The sequence below is a fragment of the Bacillus sp. NMTD17 genome (genome assembly GCF_002998735.1).
Classification (GTDB): Bacteria; Bacillota; Bacilli; order Bacillales; family Bacillaceae; genus Bacillus.
In genome coordinates, this window is the sequence record NZ_PVRH01000001.1 from 523,313 (window position 1) to 541,708 (window position 18,396).

23 protein-coding genes are annotated in these 18,396 nt (G+C 38.5%); 21 read left to right on the forward strand and 2 right to left on the reverse strand.

The window, feature by feature from the left end; translation table 11 throughout:
* Positions 1–17: 17 nt before the first annotated feature.
* Together C6347_RS02590 and C6347_RS02595 are read right to left on the reverse strand one after the other, a co-directional pair.
* Positions 18–1,109 carry an LCP family protein gene (locus tag C6347_RS02590; RefSeq protein ID WP_060597401.1) on the reverse strand — a complete coding sequence of 364 codons (1,092 nt, stop codon included), beginning with the start codon at positions 1,107–1,109 and terminating at the stop codon, positions 18–20.
* A complete protein-coding gene (locus C6347_RS02595) occupies positions 1,094–1,762 on the reverse strand; it encodes a YigZ family protein (protein WP_012011434.1) in 669 nt (222 codons plus the stop codon). The genes C6347_RS02590 and C6347_RS02595 overlap by 16 nt, the downstream gene beginning before the upstream one ends.
* A 221-nt stretch (positions 1,763–1,983) precedes the next feature.
* Here C6347_RS02595 and degS point away from each other — a divergent pair, with 221 nt between their 5' ends.
* From degS to hpf, 21 genes are all read left to right on the forward strand, one after another.
* Positions 1,984–3,159, forward strand: coding sequence for a two-component sensor histidine kinase DegS (degS, locus tag C6347_RS02600; protein WP_003213166.1), 1,176 nt, complete (start codon positions 1,984–1,986; stop codon positions 3,157–3,159).
* A gap of 64 nt (positions 3,160–3,223) precedes the next feature.
* Positions 3,224–3,913, forward strand: a complete 690-nt coding sequence (degU, locus tag C6347_RS02605) for a two-component system response regulator DegU (RefSeq protein ID WP_008348273.1) — start codon at positions 3,224–3,226, stop codon at positions 3,911–3,913.
* Positions 3,914–4,130: 217 nt separating this feature from the next.
* Positions 4,131–4,973 (forward strand): DegV family protein, encoded by an 843-nt coding sequence (locus tag C6347_RS02610; RefSeq protein ID WP_034660152.1) that lies wholly within the window; start codon positions 4,131–4,133, stop codon positions 4,971–4,973.
* A gap of 120 nt (positions 4,974–5,093) precedes the next feature.
* The gene (locus tag C6347_RS02615; protein ID WP_142393300.1) at positions 5,094–6,473 is read left to right on the forward strand and encodes an ATP-dependent helicase ComFA; all 1,380 of its coding nucleotides are present in this window, start codon (positions 5,094–5,096) and stop codon (positions 6,471–6,473) included.
* 66 nt (positions 6,474–6,539) lie between these two features.
* On the forward strand, positions 6,540–6,833 hold the full coding sequence (gene comFB / locus C6347_RS02620) for a late competence protein ComFB (protein WP_060597398.1): 294 nt from the start codon (positions 6,540–6,542) through the stop codon (positions 6,831–6,833).
* On the forward strand, positions 6,830–7,516 hold the full coding sequence (locus C6347_RS19145; RefSeq protein WP_181185426.1) for a ComFC family protein: 687 nt from the start codon (positions 6,830–6,832) through the stop codon (positions 7,514–7,516). The genes comFB and C6347_RS19145 overlap by 4 nt, the downstream gene beginning before the upstream one ends.
* A 56-nt stretch (positions 7,517–7,572) precedes the next feature.
* Positions 7,573–7,992 (forward strand): TIGR03826 family flagellar region protein, encoded by a 420-nt coding sequence (locus C6347_RS02630; protein ID WP_060597396.1) that lies wholly within the window; start codon positions 7,573–7,575, stop codon positions 7,990–7,992.
* Between the two features lie 79 nt (positions 7,993–8,071).
* Positions 8,072–8,335 carry a flagellar biosynthesis anti-sigma factor FlgM gene (gene flgM / locus C6347_RS02635; protein WP_003213252.1) on the forward strand — a complete coding sequence of 88 codons (264 nt, stop codon included), beginning with the start codon at positions 8,072–8,074 and terminating at the stop codon, positions 8,333–8,335.
* 18 nt (positions 8,336–8,353) lie between these two features.
* Entirely contained in the window at positions 8,354–8,836 is a 483-nt protein-coding gene (locus C6347_RS02640) for a flagellar protein FlgN (protein ID WP_034660146.1), read from the forward strand.
* A gap of 15 nt (positions 8,837–8,851) precedes the next feature.
* On the forward strand, positions 8,852–10,372 hold the full coding sequence (gene flgK / locus C6347_RS02645; protein ID WP_060597394.1) for a flagellar hook-associated protein FlgK: 1,521 nt from the start codon (positions 8,852–8,854) through the stop codon (positions 10,370–10,372).
* 9 nt (positions 10,373–10,381) lie between these two features.
* Positions 10,382–11,293: a flagellar hook-associated protein FlgL gene (gene flgL / locus C6347_RS02650; RefSeq protein ID WP_066031682.1), complete on the forward strand. Its 912-nt coding sequence runs from the start codon at positions 10,382–10,384 to the stop codon at positions 11,291–11,293.
* Positions 11,294–11,341: 48 nt separating this feature from the next.
* Positions 11,342–11,920, forward strand: a complete 579-nt coding sequence (locus C6347_RS02655) for a DUF6470 family protein (RefSeq protein ID WP_034660143.1) — start codon at positions 11,342–11,344, stop codon at positions 11,918–11,920.
* A 28-nt stretch (positions 11,921–11,948) separates the two neighbouring features.
* Positions 11,949–12,383, forward strand: coding sequence for a flagellar assembly protein FliW (gene fliW / locus C6347_RS02660; protein ID WP_034660142.1), 435 nt, complete (start codon positions 11,949–11,951; stop codon positions 12,381–12,383).
* Positions 12,377–12,601 carry a carbon storage regulator CsrA gene (gene csrA / locus C6347_RS02665; RefSeq protein ID WP_003212955.1) on the forward strand — a complete coding sequence of 75 codons (225 nt, stop codon included), beginning with the start codon at positions 12,377–12,379 and terminating at the stop codon, positions 12,599–12,601. Before fliW ends, csrA begins: the two co-directional genes overlap by 7 nt.
* 153 nt (positions 12,602–12,754) lie before the next feature.
* Entirely contained in the window at positions 12,755–13,096 is a 342-nt protein-coding gene (gene flaG, locus C6347_RS02670; RefSeq protein WP_060597391.1) for a flagellar protein FlaG, read from the forward strand.
* Positions 13,097–13,116: 20 nt separating this feature from the next.
* Positions 13,117–14,631, forward strand: coding sequence for a flagellar hook-associated protein 2 (locus C6347_RS02675; RefSeq protein WP_060597388.1), 1,515 nt, complete (start codon positions 13,117–13,119; stop codon positions 14,629–14,631).
* 17 nt (positions 14,632–14,648) lie between these two features.
* Complete coding sequence (gene fliS / locus C6347_RS02680) at positions 14,649–15,053, forward strand: flagellar export chaperone FliS (RefSeq protein WP_058013567.1); 405 nt, start codon at positions 14,649–14,651, stop codon at positions 15,051–15,053.
* Positions 15,050–15,391, forward strand: a complete 342-nt coding sequence (gene fliT, locus C6347_RS02685) for a flagella biosynthesis regulatory protein FliT (protein WP_060597386.1) — start codon at positions 15,050–15,052, stop codon at positions 15,389–15,391. The genes fliS and fliT overlap by 4 nt, the downstream gene beginning before the upstream one ends.
* Positions 15,392–15,404: 13 nt before the next feature.
* On the forward strand, positions 15,405–15,785 hold the full coding sequence (locus C6347_RS02690) for a DUF8042 domain-containing protein (protein ID WP_034660137.1): 381 nt from the start codon (positions 15,405–15,407) through the stop codon (positions 15,783–15,785).
* A 33-nt stretch (positions 15,786–15,818) separates the two neighbouring features.
* Entirely contained in the window at positions 15,819–17,504 is a 1,686-nt protein-coding gene (locus tag C6347_RS02695) for a methyl-accepting chemotaxis protein (protein ID WP_066031685.1), read from the forward strand.
* Positions 17,505–17,693: 189 nt separating this feature from the next.
* A complete protein-coding gene (gene hpf / locus C6347_RS02700; RefSeq protein ID WP_003213481.1) occupies positions 17,694–18,257 on the forward strand; it encodes a ribosome hibernation-promoting factor, HPF/YfiA family in 564 nt (187 codons plus the stop codon).
* The last annotated feature ends 139 nt before the right edge of the window (positions 18,258–18,396 follow it).

The following is an 18,396-nucleotide window of genomic DNA, read 5'->3' on the forward strand; positions in this document are numbered from 1 at the left end:
GAACTGGGCTGTTTTTATTATTGTCCTGGTGTGCTGGTCGAAGGATTAGTTGTATCACTTGACCCTGTTTCACCAGAGGGTGGATTGGTTTGTGAATCTGTTTCACTCGAGGATTCAGCAGGAAGCTTTAAATGCGTCCGTAATTCATTTTGTACGTTAGCTAGATTGGTTTGATCTGGCTCAAAGTAATACGTTCGATTTGGTCCTAAATAAAGGTCTGTTCCTTTAATAGAAAGTGTTTCTGTGTCGTTTCCTTTAAATCCGCTGTAGATTTGCTGAAGCGCAAGACCTTCTGTGATACGGAAGTTGGTTGTAATGTGATCACTTACTTCTTTAGCGATATTATCGACGTTCGCAATGTTATTTGCCTTCGACATTTGATCAATCATTGCGCGTAAAATTTGTTTCTGACGATCATTACGTCCGAAATCACCTCGTGGATCTTGTTTTCTCATCCGCGCGTAAGCAAGTGCTTCTTCCCCGTTTAAATGCATATTGCCTTTTTTGAAGTAAATCTTTTTCGATTTTTTCACATCACTTTTTTCATTGAAGTCAAATGGAACATCGATATCAATTCCGCCGACTTCATCAATAACATCCTTGAATCCGTCAAAATCAACGGTTGCATATTTATCAATCGGAATATGCAAGAATTGTTCGACAGTTTCAATCGTCTCGTCTTTTCCACCTTTAGCAAATGCTGCATTGATCTTTTCTTTATTTCCTGTCGTGTCACTTGCAAGCTGTACGCGTGTGTCACGAGGGATACTAACCATTTTCATCGTTTTGTCTTGAGGGTTAATCGTTGCGACAATGAGTGAATCTGAACGGCCATGATCACCATCTGTGGCATAATCCTCAATTCCGACAAATAGTACAGAGAAAGGTTTCTTCTTAATATCAATGACCGCATCACGAAGCTTCGATTTCTCTCCTCGGTCTAGCTCATCATATGTTTTGTCAGCAGCCTGAAGTGTATTGACTATTTTATATACTGCAAATCCGCCCATGCAGATGATAAGAAGTAAAAATAAGACCAGGATACGTTTGAAAATTTTCTTCTTCTTACTCTTTTTCTTTCGTACACGCACTCTTACTCGTTGTGCCATTCATCTGTCTCCTTTATCGGACCAATGTCCTTTTCTAAATAAATCAGTTCGCCTTCTTTTGTAACACTCTTTCCATTTGTCAGCTCAGTCATCCATTCAATGAACTGCTCTGTTTGTGTTTCTTCTACATACGTCTCAAAAATAACATCTTCTGCATAATGAATTTCTTTTAGCTGAAAAGATGAGGCTCTAAGCTCATTCTCTACCTTTCCAAGCCATGTATAATCTATTGTTGTGTGCATCGTACGCATTAAACAGCGTTCTACCATACCAACATGGTTGATGGCTTCTGATACAGATTTTCCGTAGGCACGAATCAATCCACCGGCGCCTAGCTTAATACCGCCGAAATAACGAGTGACCACTACGACTGTATCTTTCAGCTTCCGTTTTTTTAACACTTCAAGCATTGGCACACCTGCTGTACCGCTTGGTTCACCATCATCATTCGCTTTTTGAATCAGGTCATGTTCTCCAATGAGATAGGCAGAACAATTATGTGTGGCATTCCAATGTTGTTTTTTAATGGATTGTATAAATGCTTGTGCTTCTTCTTCTGAGACAGCACGCTGTATATGACAAATAAAACGTGATTTTTCAATGACGATCTCATGCTCGCCACGACTTTTTACTGTAAGATAGCGATTCAGCAAAAGACTTACCCTCCTGACAAGCAAATTGTAAGACTAGAGAAAATTTGCATTGATTTTAGAATTTTACAGCGTATTTTGTTATGATGATAGGGGCGGAAAAAGGGTCGTCATAAAAACTTCATGATTTATACGCATTCTTTCATTATAATTCGACATAAAATGCAGATCAATGACATTTATAATAAAAAAAGATGACATCACTGTTACGGGAGGGAAAAGCCATGACAACACCTAAAATGGATCCGAAATTATTGGATTCAATCATCATGAAAATGCTAAGTACAGTTGATGGCAGCAAGGACGAAGTATTTAGGATAGGCGAACAGTCCCGTCAACAATATGAAAGCCTAGTAGAAGAGCTGAAGCAAATCAAGCAGCAAGTAAACGAAGTAATTGATTTTGGGGATAAACTCGAAGTCCATACGAGACATGCTAGAAATCGCTTATCTGAGGTCAGCAGAAACTTCAACAAATTTAGCGAAGAAGAAATACGGGAGGCCTACGAAAAAGCACATAATCTACAAGTGGAACTCACCATGATCCAGCAGCGCGAAAAGCAGCTGAGAGAAAGAAGAGACGATCTGGAAAGACGATTGTTAAGCCTGCAAGACGTCATTGAACGCTCTGAAACGCTTGTGAGTCAGATCACAGTTGTTCTCAACTATCTCAATCAGGACTTACGCCAAGTTGGCGTGTTACTTGAAGATGCTCAGGCAAAACAAGATTTTGGACTAAGAATTATTGAAGCCCAAGAAGAAGAACGCAAAAGGGTGTCCCGGGAAATTCATGACGGTCCGGCCCAGATGCTGGCAAACGTGATGATGCGTTCCGAATTAATTGAACGGATTTTCAGAGACCGTGGGACAGAAGAAGGCTTTAAAGAAATTAGAAGTCTCAGACAGAATGTGCGAAATGCTCTGTACGAAGTGAGAAGAATCATTTATGATTTAAGACCAATGGCTTTAGATGATTTGGGTCTCATTCCGACGCTAAGAAAATATTTAAACACAATCGAAGAGTATGATGGAAAAACCAAGATTACGTTCCAATGCCTAGGGGATACAGAAAGCGAAAGAATTGCTTCTCAATTTGAAGTGGCACTGTTTAGACTAGCCCAAGAAGCTGTCACAAATTCACTAAAGCATTCCGAAGCTGAAGAAATCTCTGTAAAAGTAGAAGTGACGAAAGACTTTGTCACGTTAATTATCAAAGACGATGGAAAAGGCTTTGATATGAAAGATGTGAAAACAAACAAAAACAAATCCTTCGGTTTACTTGGCATGAAAGAACGCGTAGACTTACTGGAAGGTAAAATGACCATAGACTCAAAAATAGGTCTAGGGACATTCATCATGATTCGCGTGCCATTAACATTGCAAAATAAAATTGTAAAATAGAGACAAAAGACATATTGACCATAAAGTTCAGGTGTAGAACAATAAACATGGGGAGGCGTAGCTTGTGACTAAAGTAAATATTGTAATTATTGATGATCACCAATTATTCCGTGAAGGTGTCAAACGGATTTTAGATTTTGAACCTACTTTTGAAGTAGTTGCAGAAGGAGACGACGGTGACGAAGCTGCACGTATCGTAGAACACTATCATCCGGATGTTGTCATTATGGACATTAATATGCCGAATGTAAATGGTGTAGAGGCTACAAAGCAGCTAGTTGAGCTTTATCCCGAATCAAAAGTCATTATTCTATCTATTCATGACGATGAAAACTATGTGACACATGCATTGAAAACAGGGGCAAGAGGCTACCTGTTAAAAGAAATGGATGCAGACACGCTCATTGAAGCAGTGAAAGTCGTAGCTGACGGAGGATCTTATTTACATCCGAAAGTTACTCATAACTTAGTAAATGAATTCCGACGCCTAGCGACTAGTGGCGTTTCAGCACATCCGCAGCACGAGGTATATCCTGAAATTCGCAGACCACTTCATATCTTAACGAGACGTGAGTGCGAAGTTCTTCAAATGTTAGCTGACGGAAAGAGCAATAGAGGAATTGGTGAGTCGCTCTTTATTAGTGAGAAAACAGTCAAAAACCACGTGAGTAACATTTTACAAAAAATGAATGTAAACGACCGTACACAAGCTGTTGTTGTAGCAATTAAAAACGGCTGGGTAGAAATGAGATAATGTTCCGGACAAGTACTCCTTTTTCGCCTGTTTTTGGTTCTCTCACATGTTAATTGGAGAGAAATGATAGGTAGATAAGGAGTCTTTTTCGGATATAACGGGCTTGCCTATTGATTAGGCAGGCTTTTTTGATTACTATTATAAATCTAATGAATAACAATGATCATTCTTTGAAAATAAAAAAGAGCAACTTAACGGATAAGGAAGGTATTTAAGAATGAAAATAGCCGTTGTAACAGACAGTACTGCTTATATACCACAAGAACTGCGTGATAAACATCATATTCATATGATCCCTCTTAATGTCATTTTTGGCAACGAATCATACCGTGAAGAAATAGAAATGGATTGGAAGACATATTATGAAGAAGTCAAAAAGCATAAAGACCTTCCAACCACCTCTCAGCCTGCTTTCGGTGAGTTAATAGAATTATATGAAAAACTAAGTGAAACATACGATGCCGTGATTAGTATTCACCTTTCAAGCGGAATTAGTGGAACATATAATAGTGCAGCCTCAGCAAATGACCTAGTTGACGGGATTGATATTTATCCGTTTGATACAGAAACTAGCTGTATGGCGCAAGGTTTTTATGCGATAGAAGCTGCTGAAAAAATCCAAGGTGGTGCTTCTCTAGAAGAAGTGTTAGCCCATCTCAATTATCTGAAAGAGAATCAGAGAGCTTATTTTATGGTAGACGATTTAACTCATTTACAAAGAGGCGGCAGATTAAATGGTGCTCAGGCTTTTATTGGGAGCCTCTTAAAGGTAAAGCCTATACTGCATTTTGACAACAAGCTAATTGTCCCTTTTGAGAAGATTCGTACACGGAAAAAAGCCATTTCACGTATTTTTGAATTATTTGACGAAGATGCATCACGTGGTGTCCCGATGAGAGCAACACTGATACATGGTAATAGAGAAGAAGAAGCAGACGACTTAATTGCGCACTTATCAGAAAAGTATCCTCATGTTGAATTTTATAAAAGCTACTTTGGTGCCGTGATTGGCACTCATCTAGGCGAAGGCTCTATAGCTCTTGGCTGGGTGATTAGATAAATCTTAAAAAACCTCTTTTCTAATAGAAAAGGGGTTTTGTTTTTCTATTTTAGCTGTTGGACGAAAGGTCATGTCTTTGCGCATAATAGGCAAACATCAGTTGAAAGGTGTTTGGTGAAATTGAACATGGACAAAGCAATGGAACTAAGGCAGCAACTGCAGTCACGCCACCTGCTTACCGCTGAAACAAGATGCTCACAGTCCGATTTGGATTGGCTGGTGGAGAAAGGGTTAGTCATCCGAACACCTGCTATTGAGAGGAAAGCAAATGGTCTTACTTGCTGTAGATGTGGTGTATCAAAAAAGCGGTACTTTGCCCACACTCCGTGTGACATGTGTCAAAAAGATTGTGTGTACTGTAGATCATGCATCATGATGGGGAAAACAACGGAATGTGGCTTTCTTTATGAATGGACGGGTCCACAAATGGAAGAAACATGTCATACGGAATTAACATGGCAGGGAAACCTGTCTAAAGGACAAAAAAGGGCGTCAGAAAAATTGATCGAAGCGATAAAAAACAAATTTGATCTACTCATCTGGGCAGTTTGCGGGGCAGGGAAAACAGAGGTGCTTTTTCACGGAATTGAATATGCCTTACATCAAGGAATGAGCGTCTGCATTGCGACACCTAGAACAGATGTTGTCCTTGAACTAGAGCCGCGGCTTAAAAAAGCATTTCAAGGAATGAAAATAGCTGTTCTTTATGGAGGAAGTCCTCAAAGGTTCCAAATAGCACCGCTAGTGATCGCCACAACTCATCAGTTGATGAGATACAAACTTGCATTTGATGTGCTTATTATAGATGAAGTCGACGCCTTTCCTTATTCAATCGATGAACGTCTCCAATTTGCTGTTTTAAAGGCAATGAGAAAGAAAGGGGTTAGGGTTTATTTAAGTGCGACGCCCTCTAAGAAAATGAAAAGAGATGTATCTCGTGGACAACTAGAAGCCATAAAAATTCCTCTGCGCTTTCACCAACAACCGTTACCTGTCCCGTCCTTTCAATGGATTGGACATTGGAAGAAGAAATTAAAAAAGAACCAGCTCCCACCTAAAGTAATGAATTGGATGCAGAAACATATCACAAAGAAGAGAAGGATTTTACTTTTTGTTCCTTCTATTTCGACCATGAAGAAGATAACGAAGGTCCTTAGAGAACACCGCTTAAATGTGGAGGGGGTGTCTGCTGATGATCCAGACAGGAAACAAAAGGTCCAGCACTTCAGAGATTATAAATACGATGTACTAGTTACAACCACCATTCTAGAAAGAGGCGTTACCATTCCAAATGTTCAAGTGGGGGTACTAGGTGCGGAATCTACTATCTTTACAGAGAGTGCACTTGTTCAGATTTCTGGTAGAGCAGGTAGACATCCCGATTTTTTTAAAGGAGATGTAATCTTTTTTCATTTTGGTTTAACGAGAAGTATGAAACAAGCAAAGAAGCATATCGTAAAAATGAATGATACAGCTGCAAAAGAGTTTTCTGAAAAATAATGTGGGTCCAACTAAATTTCATGGTACATTTATATTCACAATACACAAATGGCAGGAGAGACAAATATGCTACTCAATGCAAAAGAAATACTACTCAAGGAAATCCTCTATCAATATCTCAACCAATTAAACATGATTTGTCACTGTGAAAAGTGTATAGAAGATGTATTAGCGATTTCACTAAATCAAGTGAAGCCTCAGTATATAACAGATATCGATAAAATATCTTACAGTAAATCCGAGATGGTGGATAAACAGAAGAATACGGCCATGCTGGTCATTCTGACAGAAGCTGCTTCAAAGGTCACCACATTTCCAAGATGCGAAAATCGTCTGCCGATAAATAAGGATAACAATTGATCTGCCTAATTTGTGAGGGGCATTTTGTCGCTGCTTTTACATGGAAATCATTACTTCTATTAAATGATGATCATCTATGTATAGCATGTAAGCATCACCTAGAAAAAATTCAACGCCCGATTTGTCCAGCTTGTGGGAGAGCACAGTCGAATGATCAATTATGTCAAGACTGTTTCAGGTGGAAAGAACGATCTGATTCTACTACAGTACTTGTGAAAAATAGGTCTGTTTATGCTTACAACGATTTGATGAAAGATGTCCTTTCCCGCTTTAAATTTCGAGGTGATACAGCTTTAGCTGAGCTTTTTAAACAAGATGTCCAAGCAGTATTTAAGCGCTCCTTTTCAATTAAAGAACCTGTGCTGATCCCGATTCCTTTAAGTAAAGAAAGGCTAAAGGAAAGAGGGTTTAATCAGTCAGTCATACTTGCTTCCTTGATTGGTCAGCCGATCCTGCAGCCGCTTGTGAAAATACATCAAAGCAAGCAGTCTAAGAAAAAGAAAAATGAACGTTTAGATCAAAAAAGAATGTTTCAAATCAAGCAGACAGATGCGATCGTTCAAAGGGATGTTATCTTAATTGACGACATCTATACAACGGGGGCCACCATTTATGATGCGGCAAGAATTTTAAAAGAAGCAGGTGCCAAAAGTGTTTCCTCTTTTACGTTGATCCGTAGTTAAAATTCAGGATAATTAACCGATAATAAGAAGAGAAAATAACGTAAGGGGTTTTGGTTATGAATCAATTGGCAAACTGTCCACAATGTAATCAGCTATTTTTAAAAACCACCATCCAAACGGTTTGTAACAAATGCTTCGAAGAAGAAGAACGTTCTTTTGATATCGTTTATAAATTCTTGCGAAAGCAAAGTAATAGACAATCAACCATTGCTGAAATAGTAGATGCAACAGAAGTTGCTGAAGAATTAATCTTGAAATTTATCCGTTTGAAAAGACTTCAAATTAGTCAATTTCCGAATATCAACTATCCTTGTGAAAGATGTGGCCAACCGATCAGAAAAAACAAGCTGTGCAGCCAATGTGAACAGGATATTCATTCGCAAATGAGTCAAATGAATCAAGAAGAAGAGCGTAAAAGGGAGATTGAATCTAGGAAAAAAGACACCTATTATGCCATTAATCCTAAAAACGATTGATTCCCTAAACTAAGTTGCAGTTTGGTCGATAAAATGGATAGAATCAAGACAGACTGTAACGGAAAGCGAGAGGAATCCCGTGAAAATTAATCGATATGGAACACAACCAGTAAATCCTTACAAGAAAACATATGAGAAACAAACGTTGCAATCAAATCAAGCAAAATCAACTGATAAAGTCGAAATTTCTAAAAAGGCAATCGAAATGCAAAAGGTGCCGAATATCATGAAAGAACGCCAAGATAAAATAGACCAAATTAAAAAAAGCATTGAAGCCGGAACATATCAAGTAGATACAAAAGGCATTGCTGATAAAATGCTGAATTTTTATAAACAACAATAACAAAAGGGAGTAGCGTGAATGTCAGTTAAAATAATCATTGAAGAGCTGCATCGTCTCTATGGATTGCATGAACAGCTTTTGAAGCTGTCGAAGGATAAAACAGAAATGCTGAAAAGCAATGAGATTGATGCTCTTTCAGAGGTTCTGAATTTAGAGCAAAAATATATTCAAGCCATTTCTCAATTAGAAGAAAAACGAATTGAAGCCACAGTTCAATTTTTACAAAGTGATGAACCGCCAACCATCACCGCGTGTATCGAAAAGGCTGAAGGTTCGGATCAAGAAGAGCTCATTTCGTTATATGACAAATTAAATGACATCATGGTGGAACTGAAAGATGTAAATGAACTGAACAAACAGCTCATTCAGCAGTCGCTTCAATTTATTTCACTGACATTCGATCTCGTTAACCCTAATAAAGAAAATATGAATTACGGACAAAATGGTCTTGAGAGTTCAAAGCCTAAACAGCAGAGGGCTTTGTTTGATTCAAAGGCGTAAACAAGGAGGATACCAATGGGTTCTACATTCATGGGTCTAGAAACGGCAAAAAGAGGAATCACAGCCCAGCGTGCAGGGCTTTATGTCACATCAAACAACGTCTCCAATGCAAATACAGATGGCTACTCAAGACAAAGAGTTACCTTTAAAGCAGATAATCCTTATCCAGTCATTTCAGTTTATGACGGCAAGACGTATGGCCAAATGGGGACAGGAGTTCAAGTTGGAACCGTTGAAAGAATTCGAGACAGCTTTTTAGATCTGCAATTCAGAGATCATAACAATAACTTGTCTTACTACTCAACAAAATCTGATGCCCTTTCGCAAATGGAGGGAGTTATGAATGATTTGACGGATGAAGGCTTAAACAGAGCTTTTGATAACCTTTGGAAATCATTACAGGTCCTATCCGAAACAAAAAATGCCGATACAGCGTCTGCGCGTACAGTTGTTAAAACAAGTGCACAGGCTTTAGTAGATCAATTCCGTCTACTTAATTCGTCTTTAACAACGATACAAAAGAATTTAAAAACAGAACTCGATTCAACAGCCAAAAATGTGAACACGATTTTATCTCAAATAGATGAAGTGAACAAACAAATTGCAGCAGTTGAACCAAACGGGTATCTTCCAAATGATCTATATGATACGCGTGATGCGTTGGTAGATCAATTATCCTCACTTGTTGATATTAAAGTGAGCTATAATCCATCTGGCGGGAATGCACTCAAAATTGCTGAAGGAACTGTCAACATCGACATTATCGGTGCAAATGGACAATCTGCTGGAACGATTTTGAATGGCATTACGAGCGAAAAATCTGAACTGCAAATCTCCTATGATAACACAACGGGACTTGTTAACTCACTTCAATTCGGAACAACAACCATTGCAGCAGATCAGCTTCAAGTGAATGGTAAAGTAAAAGCACTTGTTGAGGCTTATGGTTACATGTCAAATGGTGCTGAAAAAGGCATGTATCCGGATATGCTTGCAGAGCTGGATGAAGTAGCACAAGTATTTATGGATACATTTAACGATGTGCATAAGCAGGGGTACACGTTAAATGGCACAAGTGGACAAGACTTCTTTGATATTGAGAATAACAATGAATTGAATAAAGGCTTAGCAGCTCGTATCAAAGTGAGTGATGTCATTTTAGCATCAACAGATAATATTGCAGCATCTCTCAATCAAACAAAAGGTGACGGTTCGAATGCTACAAAATTAGCAAATATACAAGACTTAAAGTTACCAATCGGCGGCAATACAACGACGATCCAGGATTACTACCAAAATGTCATTGCTGAGATGGGGATTCAAGGGAAAAAGAACATGACGCTAGAAAGCAGTTCAGCCGCTCTTGTCAATTCAGCCAATGAACGTAGAATGTCGACGAGTGCTGTTTCCATTGATGAAGAAATGACGAATATGATCCAATTTCAGCATGCATATAATGCAGCTGCGAGAGTTGTGACATTACAAGATGAAATATTGGATAAAGTAATAAACGGCATGGGTGTCGTAGGAAGGTAGGTATAGCTGATGCGAGTCACACAAGGTATGATTTCTCAAAACTCACTTCGTAATATTAGTAAAAGTTATGAAAAACTTTCTAAAATAAATGAGCAAGCACAAACAGGGAGACGTTTCACAAAAACGTCTGATGATCCCGTTGCAGCAGTAAAAAGCCTTCAATATAGCACAGCAATGTTTCGAAATGAACAATATCAAAAAAACTTAAATGAAGCACAAAACTGGATTGATACATCTGAAACAAGTGTCACTGAAATCATTGATATTATGTCAAATGTACGAGATAAAGTGCTTGATGCGGCTAACGGAACAAAGCAGCCAGAAGATTTAGCAGCTATCGGAGTGGAAATTGGCCAGATGAAGAAACAAATCATTGACGCAATGAACACTCAGATGTTAGGTAAATTCGTATTTAATGGAACGAATACAAATGTCAAACCAGTTGTCGAGAACGCAGATGGTACGTTTACGTTTAACTTTGAAAACTATACAGATGCAAATGCCGTTAAGTCGAACATTTCTGATGGTATCACTTTAAATGTGAACTCAAATCCAATTTCAGCGTTTGGTGGACAGTCTGCCAGCGGTCAAAATGTCATTGAAATGCTGACGGATTTAGAAAACTCATTGAAAAATGGAACGTTCGCAAATTCTGATGATGCGTTAGGAAGTATCGATCAGTTTAAAGAAGTGATGAGTGCTGAGCGCTCGGACCTAGGAGCCCGTTCAAATCGTGTTGACTTAGTAGGCAGTCGCTTGACTTCACAATTCGAAGTACTGAAAAATGCCAAATCAGATAATGAAGATGTAGAAAGTGAAAAAGCAATTATTGATCTTCTTCAACAAGAGGTTGTGAATAGAGCTGCTTTAGCAACGACGGCTAAAGTTATTCAGCCATCCCTTGTCGATTTCTTAAGATAATAAAAAGCATCCGTTGGGTGCTTTTTTGCATCATGGAGGTGTACCTATATGCAAATCCCTAGATTGTTAATGCAACAAACCTATGCAAAGCTGCAAATGTCGACAACTCCTTCTCGGCAAGAAGTAGAGCAGCCAAGAGCAGACCTTGAGATTCAGCAGCCCAGAGCCGTCATGAATATGACAAGGACACCGTCAAAATTAACAATAGATCAAACCGAAGCATTTGCCGATATGGATATCAAGTCGATTTTTAGACGATCTGAGGAATGGGCAGCTGAGGGGAAACGTGCTGTTGGAGAGGGAATGGGCCGAAGAGCGGAAGAAGGCAGTGAACTCATCAAGATCGAGAATGGTGGGAATGCAATTGCCGAGTTTGCCAAAATCAATGGCACCCCTCCAGCCAAACAATTCACCATTGGTGTGATCCCTTCATTCTTTAGTGTCAAAATTCACTATCAGCCATCTGAGCTTCAAATTGATGTGGAGCCTCAAAAAGCTATTATAGAGGCAACGCCTCATAAACCAATCGTTAACTACCAGCCAGGTAAGGTCAATATTGATATGTTACAATACCCAGATTTAAAAATAGAAGTTGACGAAACGGGCCAAAATGGTGATAAGGTATAGTTAAGAAAAATGAAAAAGGTCGTGAATTATGATCATTCAAACAAAATATCATGGTGAAATGACAATCAAAGAGGAGCAAATCATCAACTTCTCTAATGGAATACCAGGATTTCTAGATCAACAACAGTTTGTCATTTTACCTTTATCAGAAGAGTCTCCATTTTTAGTTCTTCAATCATTGAAAAACGCAGAGTTAGGCTTTATTGTCAGCAGTCCGTTTTTATTCTTCAATCAATATGAATTCGATCTAGACGAAACGGTCGTAGATATTCTAGAAGTAGAAGATGCCAATGATGTGGAAGTCATGGTGATCTTAACAATGGAATCTTCTATTGAAAAAACGACAGCCAATTTAAGAGCGCCTATTATTGTGAACCGGAAAAACATGAAAGCCAAGCAGGTGATTTTGCATGATTCAGCCTATCATACAAAACATTTGTTAGAGGTGGCATCCTCATGTTAGTTCTCTCGCGTAAATTAAACCAGTCGATTCAAATTGGCGATGATATTGAAGTCAAGATTATTTCAATCGAAGGCGATCAAGTGAAAATCGGGATTGAGGCTCCTAAGCACATTGATATTCATAGAAAAGAAGTGTACCTGTCTATTCAAGAAGAGAACAGTCGTGCTGCGAGTTTATCTGTAGATCTCCTCTCTCAATTATCCTCACAAAAAAAGTGAGGATTTTTTTATCTGATTCAGCTATCCTTCTCCACGTTTCTGTGTGGATGTTCACCATCTATATGAAACTTTAACAAATCGGTCCATCTATATTTAATTTGAAAATTCAAAGCCGATATAAAAGATAGATTAAAGCACAGGAGCTGAATAACTATGTCTGTTGGTAAGTTGACATCGCTAGAGCCAATTATCGATGCATTTCAAACCCGTGTTTCTAATAACCAGAATGACAATGTAAACTCTGATTTACAAGCAAATGGCAAGGTCGTTTCAAAAGAAGAAATTGAAAAAACGCTTCAAGGAGCAAACAAGCTGATTGAACCCACTCAATTTCATCTGCAATTTGAATTACATGAAAAACTCAATGAATATTATGTCAAAGTCGTAGATAACCAAACAGAAGAAGTCATTAGAGAAATTCCTTCCAAGGAATGGCTTGATTTCTATGCGGCAATGACAGAAATTGTCGGTTTATTTGTAGATAAAAGAATGTAAGTGAAGGGAGAACATAAAAAATGGTCAATCGAATTACTGGATTTTCAAATGTGTTTGATATTGATGAAATCGTATCAAAGCTAATGAAAACTGAGCAAGCACCACTTGATAAAATGACACGCCAGAAACAAACACTTGAATGGCAAAGAGACAGCTATCGCGAGGTGAACTCGAAAGTCAAAGAATTAGATGATTTGATCAACAGTTTAAACTTAACGCGTCCAAGTACATATGGCGCAAAAAAGGTGACAAGCTCAAATGAATCTGCTGTCACAGCAACTGGATCAACAAATGCTGCCTCTGGCTCAATCAATGTCACCCAATTAGCGACAGCTTCCGTCTTCAGATCATCTGGTACATCTGGATTTACACCAACAAATGGCACGTTTACATTCGAAGTGACGACACCAGATTCGACAAAACCGAAAACGGTGACGATCAATACTTCTGATACCGATACAATTGATGACATCGTGAAAAAGCTGAACAACTCGCAATTAGGTGTGACGGCTTACAAAGGACAGATCTTTGACGGATCAAACTATGTCGATACGGTCGCTCTCACTTCACGGACAACGGGAGAAGGTGTCAGTATTAAAGCAGCTGATGGTAATTCAGCTTCATTCTTCACTCAATTAGGCTTCCAAGTGGATGGAGATAACAAATTAGTTGCGACCACTCAAGGGCAAAAAGCACAATACGAGATTAATGGTCTGAAAATGGAAAATAACAACAATACATTTGAGCAAGCTGGTATTACGTACGAGCTTAAAGGGACAACCGATAAGCCTGTCAGCTTAAACGTTTCAACAGATGTCGATACAATCTTTGATAAAATTAAACAATTTGTTGATAAATACAATGAACTTGTTGAGCAGGTCAATGGCAAAGTCAATGAAAAAAGAAATAGGGACTATCATCCTTTAACAGCTGAAGAGAAAAAAGCAATGTCTGACAAAGAAGTGGAGCTATGGGAAACGACAGCGAAGTCTGGCTTGCTGAGAAGTGATTCCATTTTACGAGGTGGTGCCTCTAAAATAAGAAGTGATTTTTATGCTGATATTACGACAAGTGATGGGAATAGAATTCACATGACACAAATCGGAATTGCCACTTCAGATAAATATAAAGATGGCGGTAAGCTTGTCATTGATGAACCGAAACTAAGAAAAGCCATTGAAGAAGACCCACAGAAGATCAGTCAAATATTTATGTCAGGTTCGCTAAATGTGGATTCAAAAGATAAAGACAAAGCGCAGCAACAATATCAAGAACAAGGAATCATTCATCGTATCAAAAATTCCTTATCAGCCTTCTCGAAGAGCATTCAAACAAAGGCTGGCAGCACAACGATGGAATTAAAGGAATACGGACTTGGTAAGGACCTTGATTCTTTAACAAAACGAATGGGTACATTCCAAGATCGTTTAAAAATGGTGGAAGCCCGCTACTACAAAAAGTTTAATGCCATGGATAGCGCGATTCAAAAGCTAAACAACCAATCTGGCTATCTTTCTCAACTGCTTGGACAATAATTGGAGGTTTATAACATATGGCAATACAGAACCCTTATGCCGCCTATCAGAAAAATTCTATTGAGACTGCAACACCTGCCGAGTTGACGCTTATGCTTTATGAAGGCTGCTTAAAGTTCATTAGACTAGCGAAGTATGCCATTCAAAAAGAGGATGCAGAAACGAGAAATGTGAACCTGAAAAAGGCTCAAAACATCATTCAAGAATTAAATGTTACCTTAAATCGTTCTTATGACGTATCAAAGAGTATGGCAAGTATGTATGATTACATTTATCGCAGACTGATTGAAGCCAATCTTCAAAATGACGAAGAGATGTTGAATGAAGTAGAGCAATACGTAACTGATTTTCGTGATGCATGGAAGGAAGTTATTCAAACCGATCGAAAAGGGCGCCACCACTCTATCGGGGGATCTCTATGAGTATTGTGGACCAGCTGTATGACCGAACATTAAAAATGGCAGCCGAAATAGCGGCAAATCCACAAAGTGACACCTTGGTTGAAGATTTTGATGCCTTTTTAATTGAGAGAGACGAATTAATGAGAGATATTCAGCATGAGCTGACGGATCAAGAAAAAGAGAAAATCAAAGAAATCATCCAAACAGATCAACAGATGGCGAAGCAATTAACTGTGATCCAAAATGGGATAAGAGCAGATATTCAAGCCATTCAAAGAAAGAAAACAAAACAGCTGAATTATCAAAATCCATACCAGCCTATGACGAGTGACGGCGTATATTACGATAAACGGAAATAATTAGGTGAGACCTGTGGCGTATCGTTCAGATGACTATATTTTATTAACCACATATTATGAACTTCTATATACGATAGAAGAGAGTCTAAAATATTTAGATGAAATTGAGAAGGATTTTGCTAAAACTGAAGGGGATCGGATCTTTAATGATCTGATCCATGCCTTCTTTCATTTAGAGACAACACATCCCCTTCTGCTTTCAATTATAGAAAATGAGCACTTTGCCAAAACGATTCGTTCGTTTGATCAAATTTTTTTAAGTTTTGATATACTAGCTTTCTATACATTCCCTTCAATACACTTCCAATCATTCCTTACATCATATTTTATACCTGAATATAGAAAGTGGATGGATGAAATACATGCCTGTATGAGGCCGTATGTCATTCATTAATTTTTGTTCAATTCAGACCATTCGGAGGAAATTATGAGACTAAAAAATCAATTTTTGTTTGGGCTTATTGTCATATGTGTATTGTTTGTCAGTATTTTAGGGTTCTCAAGCTTTATCTATTACAAAACAGATCAATCCTACAAGACGCTTCTCAGCAAAGAAGTGAAGCTTTATCAGACCTCACTGGAATTAGAGGCGCTTTTGCAAAAGCAGGAAGCGCAAATCAAAACCTATGTTGTCGTGCAAGATGCTGAAAATTTACAGAAAATTGAGCAAACATATGAAGAGATTAATAAGAAAACAACTGAAGCTTCAAAAATGAGCGCTGTCAAACAAGCAAAAAATCTATTAGATCAAATCTCAGAAAAAAATTATCTTTACTACACCTCAACGAACCGACTATTTAATTCATTGAATATGCAAAATCAAAAAGAATTCAACACCCGCCTCAGTCAAGAATTACAGCCTATCGAACAAGAAATACATACCTTTACAAAAGAATTTGCTCAAACCCAGTTGAAGCAACGTGACCAGAAAATCAATCAACTCAATCAAGACAGTAACAAATTATTATTCACACTCATTCTAGTCAGTGCGGTCATTATTGTTGGCTTTTTGGTGATTGGGACAAGATTCGTTCATCGTATGACAAAGCCGATTGTTTCTGTCACAAATGCCGCGAGAAGGATGGCAGATGGTGATCTTACACTTGAAGAGATTGAAGTGACCTCTAAAAATGAGATTGGCCAACTCGGTACCGCTTTTAATCAAATGACGACTCATTTACGTCAACTCATTTTACAGGTGCAAAATGGATCAAGACAATTAGCTGATTCTGCTGCTCAGTTTGAGGAAACCATTCATCAAACAATATCGGCAAGTGAGCAGACGTCTAGTTCGATTGAACAGGTCGGTGAAGCTTCACGTGAACAATCAGACGCGGTCGGAAAAGTAGCTTCTGCGATTCAAGAAGTCTCGACTGGTATGCAAAATGCAGCTGAACATACATCCGATGTTTCGGGTCACTCAATTTCAGTGACTGAAAAGGCTGAAGAGGGTGCAGCACTTATTCAGCAATTTGTAAAACAAATGAACTCTATAAAAGCGTCTGTGAATGAACACCATTCCACAATGGCTCATGTACAAACCCAGTTTACTGGCATTGAAGATTTGTTAGGTCATATCCATGCCATTGCTGACCAAACGAATTTGCTTGCTTTAAATGCTGCTATTGAAGCGGCAAGAGCAGGAGAACATGGAAGAGGCTTTGCGGTTGTAGCAGATGAAGTGAGGAAACTGGCGGAAGAATCTAGTCAGCTGACAGATCAAATTAGTCAATTACTCGCGAACGTGAACAAAGATACTGAAAAATCATCACACTCGATGACAAAGGTTGAGCAGGATGTAGCAGAAGGTGTGAAAGTATCGCAATTGTCTGAACAGAGTTTTCATGAAATCCTGGAATCTATTCGTGATATTTCGATGAAAGCAGAGGAGCTTTCAGCCACTGCAGAGCAAATTTCGGCTAGTACAGAGGAAATATCTCAGACGGTTGGGGTCATTGAAGAAGGAGCCAAACGCAATTCAGAAGAGACGGAGTACATGTCTGCTGCTGTTGAAGAATCATTGGCGGCAAATGAAGAGATGAAAGCAGCGGCGGAAGATTTAAAAACCTTATCTCATTCGCTGAAAACATCCATTTCATCTTTCACGATTTAAACGTGAGCTGGTCTTTTTCAAGAATGAGCCGAATATATATTCATCACCTATCAAGCAACAGTTGAAGCACCGCAAAATTCGACAAATTTCAATGAATATTCACATTTTTTTTACGTTTGAGCAGGAGAAAAGGAGGGAAAAGTAGAAATAGGTTTACATATCCTTAATTTTAAAGGAGGCGTTCTTTACATGAATTACAATGTCAGAGGAGAAAACATCGACGTAACACCTGCACTAAGAGATCATGTCGAGAAAAAAATTGGAAAGCTGGAGCGTTATTTTGAAACAGACGTAGATGCTTCAGTCAACGTGAACTTGAAGTTTTACAATGATCAAGAATCTAAAGTTGAGGTTACCATTCCAATGACTGATCTAGCACTTCGAGCTGAGGTGCATAATGAAGATATGTACAATGCAGTAGACCTAGCAGCCAGTAAATTAGAACGTCAAATTCGAAAACACAAAACAAAAGTAAACCGTAAATTCCGCGAGCAAGGTGCCAAAAAACACTTATTTGCTGGAGGAAATGGGACGGCTGATGTAGCTGTTCAAGATGACGAAGAAATTGATGAAACAGAAATCGTCAGACAAAAACGATTCAATTTAAAACCGATGGATAGCGAAGAGGCCATTCTTCAAATGAACATGTTAGGTCATAGTTTCTTCGTCTTCACAAATGCTGAGACAAATTTGACCAATGTGGTCTATCGCCGAAATGATGGCAAATATGGACTCATTGAGCCAAACGCTTAATCTGATCTAAAAACAACCTAAAAAAAGTAAACCCGTTCCCTTCATAAGGGGCGGGTTTTTTGTGCGAAATCATTGCAAATTCTTTGGAAATGAAGGAAGGTATGGTATGATAAATGCAGGTAAATATGGACCTGTCAAT

Bases quoted from the DNA above. Each gene is read 5' to 3' on its own strand.
- comFB (WP_060597398.1), top strand. From the start codon at position 6,540: ATGCTACTCAATGCAAAAGAAATACTACTCAAGGAAATCCTCTATCAA.
- degS (WP_003213166.1), top strand. From the start codon at position 1,984: ATGACAACACCTAAAATGGATCCGAAATTATTGGATTCAATCATCATG.
- flgL (WP_066031682.1), top strand. From the start codon at position 10,382: ATGCGAGTCACACAAGGTATGATTTCTCAAAACTCACTTCGTAATATT.
- flgK (WP_060597394.1), top strand. From the start codon at position 8,852: ATGGGTTCTACATTCATGGGTCTAGAAACGGCAAAAAGAGGAATCACA.
- hpf (WP_003213481.1), top strand. From the start codon at position 17,694: ATGAATTACAATGTCAGAGGAGAAAACATCGACGTAACACCTGCACTA.
- fliT (WP_060597386.1), top strand. From the start codon at position 15,050: ATGAGTATTGTGGACCAGCTGTATGACCGAACATTAAAAATGGCAGCC.
- C6347_RS02695 (WP_066031685.1), top strand. From the start codon at position 15,819: ATGAGACTAAAAAATCAATTTTTGTTTGGGCTTATTGTCATATGTGTA.
- flaG (WP_060597391.1), top strand. From the start codon at position 12,755: ATGTCTGTTGGTAAGTTGACATCGCTAGAGCCAATTATCGATGCATTT.
- C6347_RS02590 (WP_060597401.1), bottom strand. From the start codon at position 1,109: ATGGCACAACGAGTAAGAGTGCGTGTACGAAAGAAAAAGAGTAAGAAG.
- C6347_RS02655 (WP_034660143.1), top strand. From the start codon at position 11,342: ATGCAAATCCCTAGATTGTTAATGCAACAAACCTATGCAAAGCTGCAA.
- C6347_RS02675 (WP_060597388.1), top strand. From the start codon at position 13,117: ATGGTCAATCGAATTACTGGATTTTCAAATGTGTTTGATATTGATGAA.
- C6347_RS02630 (WP_060597396.1), top strand. From the start codon at position 7,573: ATGAATCAATTGGCAAACTGTCCACAATGTAATCAGCTATTTTTAAAA.
- C6347_RS02610 (WP_034660152.1), top strand. From the start codon at position 4,131: ATGAAAATAGCCGTTGTAACAGACAGTACTGCTTATATACCACAAGAA.
- C6347_RS02640 (WP_034660146.1), top strand. From the start codon at position 8,354: ATGTCAGTTAAAATAATCATTGAAGAGCTGCATCGTCTCTATGGATTG.
- csrA (WP_003212955.1), top strand. From the start codon at position 12,377: ATGTTAGTTCTCTCGCGTAAATTAAACCAGTCGATTCAAATTGGCGAT.
- fliS (WP_058013567.1), top strand. From the start codon at position 14,649: ATGGCAATACAGAACCCTTATGCCGCCTATCAGAAAAATTCTATTGAG.
- fliW (WP_034660142.1), top strand. From the start codon at position 11,949: ATGATCATTCAAACAAAATATCATGGTGAAATGACAATCAAAGAGGAG.